Origin of the sequence: Georgenia sp. M64, assembly GCF_038049925.1 — a bacterium.
In the GTDB taxonomy this organism is placed as follows: domain Bacteria; phylum Actinomycetota; class Actinomycetes; order Actinomycetales; family Actinomycetaceae; genus Georgenia.
Window position 1 is genome coordinate 757825 of record NZ_CP145809.1, and the last position, 12475, is coordinate 770299.

General features: G+C 73.2%; 12 protein-coding genes, 1 tRNA gene and 1 pseudogene. 10 read left to right on the forward strand and 4 right to left on the reverse strand.

The window, feature by feature from the left end; translation table 11 throughout:
* Window positions 1-5 precede the first annotated feature (5 nt).
* Window positions 6-1271, forward strand: a complete 1266-nt coding sequence (locus tag AAEM63_RS03370; protein ID WP_341360271.1) for an aminoglycoside phosphotransferase family protein — start codon at window positions 6-8, stop codon at window positions 1269-1271.
* A 13-nt stretch (window positions 1272-1284) separates the two neighbouring features.
* Complete coding sequence (locus tag AAEM63_RS03375) at window positions 1285-2148, forward strand: 2-dehydropantoate 2-reductase N-terminal domain-containing protein (protein WP_341360272.1); 864 nt, start codon at window positions 1285-1287, stop codon at window positions 2146-2148.
* On the opposite strand, the gene AAEM63_RS03380 is transcribed toward AAEM63_RS03375, so the two are convergent.
* The 4 genes from AAEM63_RS03380 to AAEM63_RS03395 all read right to left on the reverse strand — a co-directional run bounded on the left by AAEM63_RS03380 (window position 2121) and on the right by AAEM63_RS03395 (window position 6304).
* Window positions 2121-2792 (reverse strand): response regulator transcription factor, encoded by a 672-nt coding sequence (locus AAEM63_RS03380; RefSeq protein ID WP_341360273.1) that lies wholly within the window; start codon window positions 2790-2792, stop codon window positions 2121-2123. The two genes, AAEM63_RS03375 and AAEM63_RS03380, sit on opposite strands and share 28 nt — an antisense overlap.
* Before the next feature lie 51 nt (window positions 2793-2843).
* A complete protein-coding gene (locus tag AAEM63_RS03385) occupies window positions 2844-4394 on the reverse strand; it encodes a HAMP domain-containing sensor histidine kinase (protein ID WP_341360274.1) in 1551 nt (516 codons plus the stop codon).
* A 12-nt stretch (window positions 4395-4406) separates the two neighbouring features.
* Window positions 4407-5021 carry a hypothetical protein gene (locus AAEM63_RS03390; RefSeq protein ID WP_341360275.1) on the reverse strand — a complete coding sequence of 205 codons (615 nt, stop codon included), beginning with the start codon at window positions 5019-5021 and terminating at the stop codon, window positions 4407-4409.
* A gap of 65 nt (window positions 5022-5086) precedes the next feature.
* Window positions 5087-6304: a pyridoxal phosphate-dependent aminotransferase gene (locus tag AAEM63_RS03395; protein WP_341360276.1), complete on the reverse strand. Its 1218-nt coding sequence runs from the start codon at window positions 6302-6304 to the stop codon at window positions 5087-5089.
* A gap of 178 nt (window positions 6305-6482) precedes the next feature.
* Here AAEM63_RS03395 and AAEM63_RS03400 point away from each other — a divergent pair.
* The 8 genes and pseudogenes from AAEM63_RS03400 to AAEM63_RS03435 form a co-directional block, all read left to right on the forward strand.
* Window positions 6483-6558, forward strand: a tRNA-Trp gene (locus AAEM63_RS03400).
* 113 nt (window positions 6559-6671) lie between these two features.
* A complete protein-coding gene (gene secE / locus AAEM63_RS03405) occupies window positions 6672-6938 on the forward strand; it encodes a preprotein translocase subunit SecE (protein ID WP_341360277.1) in 267 nt (88 codons plus the stop codon).
* A gap of 77 nt (window positions 6939-7015) precedes the next feature.
* Window positions 7016-7870: a transcription termination/antitermination protein NusG gene (gene nusG / locus AAEM63_RS03410; protein WP_341360278.1), complete on the forward strand. Its 855-nt coding sequence runs from the start codon at window positions 7016-7018 to the stop codon at window positions 7868-7870.
* A gap of 68 nt (window positions 7871-7938) precedes the next feature.
* Entirely contained in the window at window positions 7939-8370 is a 432-nt protein-coding gene (gene rplK, locus AAEM63_RS03415) for a 50S ribosomal protein L11 (RefSeq protein ID WP_341360279.1), read from the forward strand.
* Window positions 8371-8458: 88 nt separating this feature from the next.
* Window positions 8459-9175: a 50S ribosomal protein L1 gene (gene rplA / locus AAEM63_RS03420; RefSeq protein WP_341360280.1), complete on the forward strand. Its 717-nt coding sequence runs from the start codon at window positions 8459-8461 to the stop codon at window positions 9173-9175.
* 413 nt (window positions 9176-9588) lie between these two features.
* A complete protein-coding gene (locus tag AAEM63_RS03425) occupies window positions 9589-10602 on the forward strand; it encodes a hypothetical protein (RefSeq protein ID WP_341360281.1) in 1014 nt (337 codons plus the stop codon).
* A gap of 403 nt (window positions 10603-11005) precedes the next feature.
* Window positions 11006-11737 carry a transposase gene (locus AAEM63_RS03430; RefSeq protein ID WP_341360282.1) on the forward strand — a complete coding sequence of 244 codons (732 nt, stop codon included), beginning with the start codon at window positions 11006-11008 and terminating at the stop codon, window positions 11735-11737.
* Window positions 11710-11877, forward strand: a pseudogene (locus AAEM63_RS03435) (transposase); the annotation flags it as partial. The gene AAEM63_RS03430 and the pseudogene AAEM63_RS03435, both read left to right, overlap by 28 nt.
* Window positions 11878-12475 lie beyond the last annotated feature (598 nt).

Here is a 12475-nt window from a genome sequence, read left to right on the forward strand (position 1 = left end):
GGGCCATGAGCGTCCCCGTCTCCGCTCAGCACGAGCCGGCCGACGTCGCCCTGCTGACCGGCCCCGACGCCGGGGCCATGCTCGCGGACGCCCTCGGGGCGGAGGGGGGCCGACTGGTCGCCTGGCAGGTTCACACCGTCCACCACCGACCGGGCGCCGGGGTGACCGTGGGCTACACCGCCACCGTCGAACGGGCCGCCGAGGGCACCCCGGTGCGCGGCGAGGAGTACCTGTGCGCCACGACCGCCCGACTGAGCCGGCCGGCGGGACCGGGCCTGGTGCGGCTGGAGCAGGGTCCTGACGGACCCCCCGTCCACCTGTGGCGCCACCCCGCGGACCCCGAGCTGCCCGCGCTGCCCGTCGCCTGCGACCCCGCGGCGCTGAGCCGCCGCCTCGGCACCCCCGTCACGGTCGAGCTCCTCGCCTACCGGCCCACCAGGCGGGCGGTCCTGCGGGTCCAGGCACGCGAGGAGGAGTGGCGCACCGCCTACCTCAAGATCGTCCGGCCCTCGGCCGCGGGTCTCTTCGTCGACCGCCACCGGATGCTCGCCGCCGCCGGGGTGCCGGCCCCGCCGGTGCTGCGCGCCGACGACGACGGGCTGGTCCTCCTCGGCGCCGAGCGCGGGACGCCGCTGGCGAACCTCCTGGCGGAAGGGCTGGGCGAACGCGCCGTGCCCGTCCTCGACGCGCTCGTGCGCACCCTGGAGGCCCTTCCCCTCCCGCTCGTCGACCTGCCCCGGCGGCCCGCGTGGTCCGAGCGGGCCCAGCACTACGCCCACGCCGCGGCGACCGTGCTCCCCGAGCACGCGGCCCGGACCCAGGCGCTCGCGGACGGGATCGACCAGCTCCTCGCGGTGACCGACCCCGGGCCGGTCGTGCCCACCCACGGCGACTTCTACGAGGCGAACATCCTCATGGACCCGGCCGGGCCGACGGTCAGCGCCCTGCTCGACGTCGACGCCGTCGGCCCCGGCCACCGGGTCGACGACCTCGCGTGCCTCCTCGGTCACGTCAGCGTCCTGCCGCACCTCGCACCGGCGACCTACCCCCGGGTCCCACCCGTGCTCGCGGCGTGGACGCGCCGCTGCGAGGAGCTCGTCGACCCGGTCGCCCTCCACACCCGTGGCGCGGGCGTCGTCCTGTCGCTCGTCGCGGGGGCGCGCCGCACCGACGGCGCGCACTGGCGCGCCGACGCCGAGGGTCGCCTGGCCCGCGCCGAGGCGTGGCTGGCCCGGGCGCGGGAGATCCAGGCCCAGCGAGGACCGCACTGAGTAGGAGGACGCCATGATCGCCGTCGTCGGGCCCGGGGCCGTGGGTGGGCTGCTCGCCGCGCTGCTGCACCGGGCGGGTGAGGACGTCGTCGCCGTGGGACGCCCGGCGAGCGCGGCACGGATCGCGGCCGAGGGGGTGACCGTGCGCTCGGAGCTCTTCGGGGACTTCACCGCCGCCGTCCCGGCCACCACCGCGGTGCCCCGCGGGGCGGCCGTGGTGCTGGCGGTCAAGGCCTACGGGCTCGCCGACGTCCTGCCCGGGATCCGGGAGGCGCGGGCCCCCGAGGTGCTCGCGCTGCTCAACGGCGTCGAGCACGCGGCGGCGCTGCGCGACCTGCCCGGGGCGGTGGTCTCCGGCTCGGTCCAGGTCGAGGCGGACCGGGTGGACTCGGTGGTGGTCCAGCGCGGGCGGTACCTCGTCGTCACGGTCCCCGACGGCGCTGAGCACTCCGCGACCGCCCGCGCGCTGGCCCGCGCGGGTGTGAGCGTGCGCGCCGGTGGCCCCGAGGCCGAGGTGCTGTGGCGCAAGCTCTCCTTCCTCGCACCCACGGCGCTGCTCACCACGTGGGCGGGCGCCCCGCTGGGCCCCGCCCTGGACCGCGACCCCGCGGTGACAGACGCCCTGCTGGGCGAGGTCGCCGCGCTGGCCGACGCCCAGGGGTGGCCGACGACGGCGAGCGACATCGGGTCGTTCCTCCGGCGCCTGCCACCGTCGCTGGAGTCCTCGATGCAGCACGACGCCGCCCGCGGCGGGCCCACCGAGCTCGACGCGGTCGGCGGGGCGCTGGTGCGCCTGGGGCGGGTGCTGGCGGTCCCGACGCCGACGCTCGAGCGCCTCGTCGCCGAGCTTCAGGCGCGCGGGTCGACCAGCCGGTAGCCCATGCCGCGCACGGTGACCACGTGCTCGGCGCCGATCTTGCGGCGCAGGTAGCGCACGTAGACGTCCACGACGTTCGAGCCGGGGTCGAAGTCGTAGCCCCACACCCGCGAGAGGAGCTGCTCGCGGGAGAGGACCTGCCCGGGGTGGGTGAGGAACGTCTCGAGCAGGGCGAACTCGCGGGCGGACAGGTCGACCTCCCGCCCCTCGACGCTGGCCCGCCGGGTGCGCAGGTCCAGGCTGAGCGGACCCGCGGCGAGCGTCGTCGTCTCGCCCGGGGCGACGTCCTGGCGCAGCCGCAGGCGCACGCGCGCGAGGAGCTCCTCGAACCGGAACGGCTTGGCCATGTAGTCGTCGGCCCCGCCCTCGAGGGCGGCCACGGTGTCGTCCACCGAGGTGCGGGCGGTGAGGATGATGACGGGGAGGGCCGAGCCCTCGCCGCGCAGCTGCCGCAAGACCTCGAACCCGTCGACGTCCGGCAGCCCGATGTCGAGGACCATGAGGTCGTAGCCCCCCGTGCGGGCGTGCGTCAGCGCGTCGGCACCCGTGGTCACGGCGGTCGGCTGGTGGCCCGCTGCGCGCAGCCCCTTCGTGACGAACGACGCGATCCCGGGCTCGTCCTCCACGATCAGGATCTGAGCCATGGTCCTCCTCCCGCGCCCCAGTCTGGCAGGGCGGGGCGGATGCGTGCGCCGTCAGGACCGACCGGTGCGCCTGCCCGAGGGTGCGGCGCCCCGGCCCGCGCGGATCGCGGCGCCGTCGGTGCCGACGGCGCCGGTGCTCCTCGGGACCGGCAGCTCCTCGGTCGGTGGGCCGGTGACGGCGCCCCGGGCGGGGAGGTCGAGCACGAAGACCGAGCCCGCGCCCGGCTCGGAGTCGAGCCGGACCTGCCCCCCGTGCGCCTGGGTGATCGCCGAGACGATCGCCAGGCCGAGGCCCGACCCCTCGCGCGCCGGTCCGGGGGTCCGGGCGCGGGCGAACCGCTGGAAGATCCGCTCCCGCTCCTGCGGTGCGACACCGACCCCCTCGTCGCGCACCCACAGCAGCAGGCGCCCCTCGTGCAGCGCGGAGCCCAGGGCCACCGTCGAGCCCTCGTCGGAGAACTTCACCGCGTTCGCGGCCAGCTGCAGCCAGGCCTGCGTGATGCGCTGCGCGTCGACCTCGACGTCGGCCTCGAGACGGGCGTCCACGCGCCACCGGCGCGGCCCGAGGGTCCGGGCGCGGTCGAGGGTGTCGTCGGTGAGGCGCCCGATGCTCGTGCGCACGGGCTGGACGAAGTCCGGCTGGTCGGCCTTGGCCAGGACCACCAGGTCGTCGGTGAGGCGGTGCATGCGGTCCAGCTCGGCCAGGGCCAGCTCACGGGTGGCCGCCGCGTCCTCGGCGTCGGTGGGGTCCATCAGCTCGAGGTGGCCGCGGATGACGGTGATGGGCGTGCGCAGCTCGTGGCCGGCGTCGTCCAGGAGGCGGCGCTGGGAGAGGAACGCCTCCTCCAGGCGGGCCAACATGGCGTTGACGGTGCGGGCGAGGTCCGAGAGGTCGTCGTCGCCCTGGACGTCGATGCGGCCCGAGAGGTCCGTGTCCGAGATCTGCTCGGCGGTCTCGCGCAGGCGGCGCAGGGGGCTGAGGAGCCGGCCCGCGAGCCGCCAGCCGACCACAGCGAGGAGCACCAGGGCGGCGACGCTGACGAGGACGTAACGGCGGAAGGTGTCGACCACCGCGCTCGTCTGGGCGCTGCGGTCCCAGACGACGGCCAGGGCGCCGGTGGTCGCGCCGTTCTCGTCCGAGACGGGGACGATGGACAGCCGGTACTGGGAGGTGGGCGTCGTCACCGTCCTGGTCGCGCCCTTCTCCTCGTGCGCCATCGAGGAGAGCCGCTCGATGAGCACGGCGTCGTCGGTGAGGTCGACGCCGCCCGCCGACACCACCGAGACGAGCTCGAGCCGGTCACCCACGAAACCCAGCCATCCCTCGTTCGTGGCCGGCACCTCCTGGCCGATCGCGGCGCGGAGGAACTCCTTGACGTCCGGGTAGGGCCTGCCCGTGTCGGGGTCGACGGGGTCGGCGTCGGCGAACGTGCGGAACTCGGTCACCGAGCGTGCCAGGCTCTCGTCGATCGCGTCGTCGACCTGGTCGCGCTGGAGGAGGTACGCCGTCCCTCCCGCGACGAGGAGCGCCAGCGCGGTGATGGACAGGACCGTGGCGAGGATCCGTGCGCGGACGGTCAGCGCGCGGCGCGGCGCCCTCACCCCGGCAGCCGATCAGTCGCCGTCATCGTGGTCCCGGTCGTTGCCGTCCCGGTCGTCCCGGTCGTCCCGGTCACGGTCGTCGTCGTCGCGGCCGTCCCGGTCGTCGTCGCGGTTGCCGTCGTCCCGGTCGTCCTCGTCCCGGTCGTCCTGCTTCCCGTCGTCGTCCCGGTCGTCCCCGGCCCGGTCGTCCTGCTTGCCCTCGCCGTCGTTGCCGTCCCGGTCGTCCTCGTCCTCGTCGTCCTGCTTCCCGTCGTCGTCCCGGTCGTCCTCAGCTGCGACGTCGCGGGGCGGGGCGGGGCGAACCACCTCGGGGGACGCGGGCGTCAGGTCCGTGGGCGAGATCGCCCTGGCGGGCGACGTCTGCGGGGAGGGGACGGCCGCGGGCTCGGCGGGGCGTGCGGCCGGGGGTTCGGCCGTGGCGTCGACCGTGGGCGGGGCGGGGGCCGGCGCGGTCGAAGGCTCCGGCGCGGCGGACGGCGCCGAGCCCGCCCCGTCGGCGGGGACCACCGGTGCGGCGATGGGGATCTCGGCCGGAGGACGCGTCAGCGCCTCCGCCGCGACGAGCGCACCGACGCCGGCCGACAGGGCCACCAGGACCCCGACGGCCGCGACGCGCCACGTCGTCATCGCTTCATGGTCATCGGCGCTGATGAGAAGGCCATGAGACGACCCTGAGGGTTCGCGACCGGCCGTCAGGCCAGCAGCTCCTGGATGCGGCGCACGCCCTCCACCAGGTCGTCGTCACCGAGCGCGTAGCTCAGCCGGAGGAAGCCGCTCGGTCCGAAGGCCTCGCCCGGCACCACCGCCACCTCGACCTCCTCGAGGATGAGCGTGGCGAGCTCGGCCGACGTCGTGGGTGTGCGGCCCCGGATCGACCGCCCCAGCACGCCCTCGACCGACGGGTAGGCGTAGAACGCCCCCTTCGGGGTGGGCAGGACGACACCGTCGATCTCGCGGAGCATCTCCACCATCGTGCGGCGCCGACGGTCGAACGCCGTGCGCATCGCGGCGACGGCCGAGAGGTCGCCGCTCACGGCGGCGATGGCGGCGCGCTGCGAGACGTTCGCGACGTTGGAGGTCAGGTGGGACTGGAGGTTCGTCGCGGCCTTGATGACGTCGGCCGGACCGATCATCCAACCCACCCGCCAGCCCGTCATGGCGTAGGTCTTGGCGACGCCGTTGAGCACGATGGACGTCTCGACGAGCTCGGGCACGACCCGCTGGACCGGGGTGAAGACGGCGTCGTCGTAGACCAGGTGCTCGTAGATCTCGTCCGTGATCACCCAGATGCCGTGCTCGAGGGCCCAGCGCCCGATGGCCTCGGTCTCCTCGGGCGTGTAGACCGAGCCGGTCGGGTTCGAGGGCGAGCAGAAGAGCAGCGCCTTCGTCGCGTCCGTGCGTGCGGCCTCGAGCTGGTCGACCGTGACCTTGTACTCCTGGTCGGCGCCCGCGAACACCTCCACGGCGCGGCCGCCCGCGAGCGAGATCGCCTCCGGGTAGGTGGTCCAGTAGGGCGCGGGCAGCAGGACCTCGTCACCGGGGTCGACGACGGCGGCGAACGCCTGGTAGACCGCCTGCTTGCCGCCGTTGGTCACCAGGACGGCGTCCGGGGAGACCTCGTACCCCGAGTCGCGCAGGGTCTTGGCGGCGATCGCCTCCCGCAGGGCCGGAAGGCCCTTGGCGGGGGTGTAGCGGTGGTTCGCCGGGTCCTTGGCCGCGGCCACCGCCGCCTCGACGATGTAGTCCGGCGTGGGGAAGTCGGGCTCGCCGGCGCCGAAGCCGATGACCGGGCGGCCGGCGGCCTTGAGGGCCTTGGCCCGGGCGTCGACCGCCAGCGTGGCGGACTCGGCGATCGCCGCGAGGCGGGCGGACACGCGCGGCTTGGACACGGGAGAGGTCGGTGCGCTCACGGGACGTATCGTGGCACGCCTGGCCGAGCGACGGTCCGGGACGGCCGAGGGATGGTCATTGCGGCCCGGTTCGACCTTTCGCCCCAGGACCCCGTACACTCGACGCGGTGGTTGACGTCCGCCAGGCTGGAGCGCGCCCCTCGAGGTGTCTCCAGGCGGAGCGGGCGGCCCCACTGATAGGGCAGTGGCGCAATTGGTAGCGCACCGGTCTCCAAAACCGGCGGTTGTGGGTTCGAGTCCCTCCTGCCCTGCCAGGGTCGGCACCCTCCGGGGGTCGACGTCCTGAAGGCTCCGCCTCGAGGCGAGCCGCGGCCCGCCCGAGCCGGGCGGCGTCGAACCCGGCCGGAGAACCACGAAGGATGAATCTGTGAGCGAGTCTGCGAGCGCCACCTCGGGGCGGCCCGAGCGCGCCGGCAGCGCGCCGGCGCCGGGAAAGAAGGAGCGCGGCTTCTTCGGCCGGATCGCCCTGTTCGTGCGGCAGGTGATCGCCGAGCTGAAGAAGGTCGTCCGGCCCACCCGCAACGAGCTGCTCACGTACTTCGTCGTCGTGCTGGTCTTCGTCCTGGCGATCATGGCCTTCGTCGGACTGCTCGACCTGCTGTTCGGGCAGGTCGTGCTCTGGATCTTCGGCTGACTCCCATGACGCCCGCACCCGTCGGGGGCTGGCCCACCGACCAGCCCGTCCACCACTGAGCAGAAAGCAGGTCACACGTGCCTGAGGACAATCTCGAGCCCACCACCGAGGCGTCGCTCGAGCCCGAGCCGACCCCCGAGGCGCTCGAGGGCCGGGACGTTGCTGACGAGCTGGACGAGGTCGGCGGGGACGCTCCGGTCGAGGAGGCCGAGCTCGACGCCGACGCCCCCGCAGATGAGGCCGCCGAGGACGTCGTGACCGACGAGCCCGCCGTGACCGACGAGCCCGCCGTGACCGACGAGCCCGCCGAGGACGCCGTCGTCGACCCGGTTCAGGCGTTCCGCGACGAGCTGCGCACGCTGCCGGGGGAGTGGTACGTCGTCCACACCTACGCCGGCTACGAGAAGCGCGTGAAGACCAACCTCGAGAACCGCATCCAGAGCCTGAACATGGAGGACTACATCTTCCAGGTCGAGGTGCCCATGGAAGAGGTCGTCGAGATCAAGAACGCCCAGCGCAAGGTCGTGAGCCGGGTCCGTGTGCCCGGCTACACCCTCGTGCGCATGGACCTCACCGACGAGTCGTGGGGTGCGGTGCGCCACACCCCCGGCGTCACCGGGTTCGTGGGCAACACCCACCAGCCGGTGCCGCTGACCGAGGACGAGGTCTTCTCGATGCTCGGCGCCACCATCAAGGCGGCCCCCGGCGCGGGTGCGCCCAGCCGGACCACCGCCCAGGGGGCGGCCGCGTCGCCGATCGAGGTCGAGTTCGAGGTAGGCGAGTCCGTCACCGTCACCGACGGCCCGTTCGAGACGCTGCCCGCCACCATCTCCGAGATCACCCCCGAGAGCCAGAAGCTCAAGGTGCTCGTCACGATCTTCGGCCGGGAGACCCCGGTCGAGCTGTCGTTCTCCCAGGTCGCCAAGATCTGAGAGACGGCAGCATCCCCGCCGGCCGCCCGTGCCGGTGGGACAGCCAGGAAGAACCGTAAGGACCCGACATGCCTCCCAAGAAGAAGGTCGCAGGCCTGATCAAGCTCCAGATCCAGGCCGGCGCTGCGACCCCCGCGCCCCCGATCGGCCCCGCGCTCGGTCAGCACGGCGTCAACATCATGGAGTTCTGCAAGGCCTACAACGCGGCCACCGAGGCCCAGCGTGGCAACGTGATCCCGGTCGAGATCACCGTCTACGAGGACCGGTCGTTCACGTTCGTCACGAAGACGCCGCCCGCGGCCGAGATGATCAAGAAGGCCGCCGGCGTCGCCAAGGGCTCCGGCACCCCGCACACGGTCAAGGTCGCCAAGATCACCCGTGAGCAGGTCCGCGAGATCGCCCGCACCAAGGCCGAGGACCTCAACGCCAACGACATCGAGGCCGCCGAGAAGATCATCGCCGGCACCGCCCGCTCCATGGGCATCACCGTCGAGGGCTGATCCACCCCACCCGTATCCGCACCCTCCCGGGTGCGCAGTGGCAGGGTCCGCGCGGACCCGCAGACCACGACTGCAAGGAGAGAAGCAGATGGCAACGCGCAGCAAGAACTACCGCAAGGCGGCCGAGAAGATCCACGGCGGCGAGCTCTACTCGCCGCTCCAGGCCGTGCGCCTGGCCAAGGACAGCGCCACCACCAAGTTCGACTCCACCGTCGAGGTCGTCTTCCGCCTCGGCGTCGACCCCCGCAAGGCGGACCAGATGGTGCGTGGCACCGTCAACCTGCCGCACGGCACCGGCAAGACCGCTCGGGTCCTGGTCTTCGCCGTCGGTGACCGCGCGCAGCAGGCGCTGGACGCCGGGGCCGACGAGGTCGGTGGCGACGAGCTCATCGAGAAGGTCGCGGCCGGGTACACCGACTTCGACGCGGCCGTGGCGACCCCCGACCTCATGGGCAAGGTCGGCCGCCTCGGCCGGGTGCTCGGTCCCCGTGGCCTCATGCCGAACCCGAAGACCGGCACCGTGACGATGGACGTGACCAAGGCCGTGTCCGACATCAAGGGCGGCCGCATCGAGTTCCGTGTCGACAAGCACGCGAACCTGCACTTCATCATCGGCAAGGCCAGCTTCGACGAGAAGTTGCTCGTGGAGAACTACGCCGCCGCGCAGGAGGAGATCCTGCGCCTCAAGCCGGCCAGCTCCAAGGGTCGCTACATCACCAAGGCGACGCTGACCACCACGATGGGCCCGGGCATCCCGCTCGACGCCACCAAGACGCGCAACCTCACCTCCGAGGACGCGTCCTGACGCACGCATGAGACGGCGGCCCGGCACCTGGTGGTGCCGGGCCGCCGTCGTTGGTGGGGCCGTCCCGAGCGTCGTCTGTCCGAACCGTCCCGGCCGTCGTGTGTCCGAGCGGCCGTCGGGGCGGTCACTCAGTGGCGGTGCGTCGAGCGAGGACCTCCGGCCGTCGGGGCGGTCACTCAGCGGCGGCGCGCCGAGCGAGGACCTCCCGCCCCACTCGCTCACCCCGCTCTCTCCGATGTCGGCCCACCTTCCGCTCCTCGAACGGCGGATGCCTCCACCGGGCCTGGCTCGGCGGCTCACGCGCACGGCTCGCCGCTCGGCCGGCGCCTCCACAACGCGTCGCTCGGCGGGCCGCTCCCCAGCCAGTGGCTCGGCGGGTGCCTCGGGCCAGTGCGACGGGAGAACGTGCCGACATGGAGCATCCGCCCGGTCCGCCCACCCCGCCGCCGGTGATACTCACCCGTGACTACGGCCGCGACGCGGTGCGGGCGGCACGCCGACGGGGCAGGCTGACGCAGGTCCGTCGTGGCGCGTACGTCGTCCGGCCCGACGGGAGCCCGCCCTGGGTGCAGCGCGAGCACATGGCGCTCGCCGCCTGCGTCGCTGCGGCGGCTGAGCTGCGGTGCGAGTACGCGTTCAGCCACGAGACGGCGGCACTCATCCACGGCTGCTGGCTCTCCGGGATGGACGGCGACACGCACATCACGCAGCGCACCCGGCCCAGCTGCGGCGGAGGCCTCCGGCGCCATCAGGGCCGGCTCCCGGCGGGCGACGTCACCGTCGTGAACGGCCTGCCCGTGACCACACTCGGACGCACCGTGGAGGACTGTGCCAGGACGATGCCGCCGCGTCGGGCGCTGGCCGTCGCAGACAGTGCGCTACGGATACTGGCGCGGCCGGACCGTCGTGACCGCGCCGGGTCTACCGCGCGTCTGGAGGCCGCCCGCGCGGAACTGCTCGAGCGGCTCGACCGCCGCGGCGGGGACCGCGGCGTCGTCCGTGCCCGCGCGGTCATCTGCTGGGCGGATGGGTTCGCCGAGTCGGCCGGTGAGTCGGAGATGCGTTGGCTCGCGGTCGCGAACGGGCTTCCTCGTCCGACCAGCCAGATGCCGGTGCTGACCGAGAAGGGGGAGTACTTCACCGACCTTGGGTGGCGGCTGGCCGCGACCGGCACCGACGAGCGCTGGACGGTGGCCATGGAGTACGACGGTGCCTGCAAGTATCAGGCCGGACCGGAGAGCCTCTACGCCGAGAAGGTCCGTGAGGATGCCATCCGGGCGGTCGTGCACCGGTTCCAGCGGTTCGTCGCCGCCGACCTCCGCTCGCCCGACCGCGCTTTCGCGCGCATGGTGGGTGCGTTCCCTTCGGGCGTGCGGCGCGCTGTCCGCCCGGTGCGGGGACTGCGGAGCGTCCCGGGAGCCGACTGAAGCATGCGTGCGTCGCCCCGTCCGACCGGCAGGGTTGCGCTCCGCCGTCGAGACCCTGCGGCTCAGTGCGGCCCGCAAGGTTCGAAGCGCCGTGCTCAGACGGTATGAGGGTCGGCTTGGGCCTGGTTGGTCTGGTCGGGGATTCCGCTGCTGGTGATCGATGGTGGCGGTCTCCGGCGGGGAGTCAAGGCACTTCGTCCCTGCGGGCGGCCTGCGGCCGGTCTTGACTCCCCGCCGGAGACCGCGCGTTCGCCTGGATCAGGGGAATCCCCTCGACGACTGCACGGAACTCCCCTCTACCGGGGGTTGTAGTGCAGGAAACCTCCACGGCGCATAGTCGTGAGTTACCACCGGTGGCCATCCGGGACCACCGGTGGACGTCACAGTCGTCGGGAGGTTCCCTGTGTTCACCAACACTATCCCCGCCGCTCGTGAGCGGTGGGTCGTGGGCCTGGACGTCCACGCCCGTTCGATCAGCGCGTCCGCGCTGGACCTGCTCACCGGGGAGCTGATCAACGCCCGCCTGGCCGCCGACCCCGCCACGGCGTTGAGGTTCGTCACCGGCCTCGGCGCAGACTCGGCGGTGGCCTACGAGGCCGGCCCGACCGGGTTCGGCCTGGCCCGGGCCCTGGACCAGGCCGCGATCCGGTGCGTGGTCGCGGCGCCGTCGAAGATCGCCCGCGCCCCGGGTGATCGGGTCAAGACCGACAAGCGTGACGCGACCCTGCTCGCCCGTCGCCTCGCGGCCGGGGACCTGACCGCGGTGCGAGTGCCGTCCCCGACCGAGGAAGCCGCCCGCGACCTGACCCGTGCCCATGAGGACGCTCGCGCGGACCTGATGAGCGCCCGGCACCGGGCGTCCAAGCTGCTCCTGCGCCACGGCATCGTCTACTCCGGGGGAGCACCTGGAGCCGGGACCATCACGCCTGGCTGGCCCGCACCCACCTCGACCAGCCCCCCGCCCAAGACGCCTTCGAGGACGCCTACCAACAAGTCCTGCTGCTCGAGGTCCGCAAGAGGAACCTCGCCGCCAAGATCACCCACCTGGCCACCAACAGCGAGTTCACCGACGTCGTCCACGCCCTGGGCTGCCTGCGCGGCATCTCCGTGCTCACCGCGATGTTCCTGGCCGTAGAGATCGGTGACTGGGACCGTTTCACCGGCGCCTCGATCGGGGCCTACCTCGGCCTGACCCCCACCGAGCACTCCTCCGGCAGCTCACGACGCCTCGGGCCGATCACCAAGGCCGGCAACCCCCACATCCGTCTCCTGCTCGCCGAGGCCGCCTGGCACCACCGTCCCGGCTACCGCGTCGGCACCACCCTGCAAGCACGGTTCGACGCCGCCACCCCCGCCCAGGCCGCCCGCGGTCACGAGGGCAACCTGCGCCTGCACCGCCGCTGGGTCCACTTCACCACCCAGCACAAGCGCACCACGATCGCCAACACCGCGATCGCCCGAGAACTCGCCGGATGGTGCTGGTCCCTGGCCACCACCCGGTGAACAAATCCTGGGCCCCGACAACCCCCCGGCCGGGAGCAGCGTGACGGGGACGACCCACGACTGCTCTGTGAGCACCCGACCCCGACCAGGACGGACACGCCCGACCTCAGACAGTGCCGACCGTCCCCCGCCGAACACCACCGTCATGCGGCAACCAACCCGCGCATATCAGACTCGACACCCGCGTCGAACAGACACGCACCCAGCCCGGGAACCCCAGGGACCAGGAACAAGAGGAAGACCGCCGACCCGAGCACCCAGCCCGGGCCGACGGCCATCCCCTGCCCTCTTGACAAACCGACCTACATATCAGAGCAGGCGACGGCGACGGCGCCTCCATCGTGGGCACCCGGTGAGGTCGAACTGAACG

Coding starts and splice junctions, on each gene's coding strand:
- AAEM63_RS03370 (WP_341360271.1), top strand. CDS start 6: ATGAGCGTCCCCGTCTCCGCTCAGCACGAGCCGGCCGACGTCGCCCTG.
- AAEM63_RS03375 (WP_341360272.1), top strand. CDS start 1,285: ATGATCGCCGTCGTCGGGCCCGGGGCCGTGGGTGGGCTGCTCGCCGCG.
- AAEM63_RS03380 (WP_341360273.1), bottom strand. CDS start 2,792: ATGGCTCAGATCCTGATCGTGGAGGACGAGCCCGGGATCGCGTCGTTC.
- AAEM63_RS03390 (WP_341360275.1), bottom strand. CDS start 5,021: ATGACGACGTGGCGCGTCGCGGCCGTCGGGGTCCTGGTGGCCCTGTCG.
- rplK (WP_341360279.1), top strand. CDS start 7,939: ATGCCTCCCAAGAAGAAGGTCGCAGGCCTGATCAAGCTCCAGATCCAG.
- rplA (WP_341360280.1), top strand. CDS start 8,459: ATGGCAACGCGCAGCAAGAACTACCGCAAGGCGGCCGAGAAGATCCAC.
- AAEM63_RS03425 (WP_341360281.1), top strand. CDS start 9,589: ATGGAGCATCCGCCCGGTCCGCCCACCCCGCCGCCGGTGATACTCACC.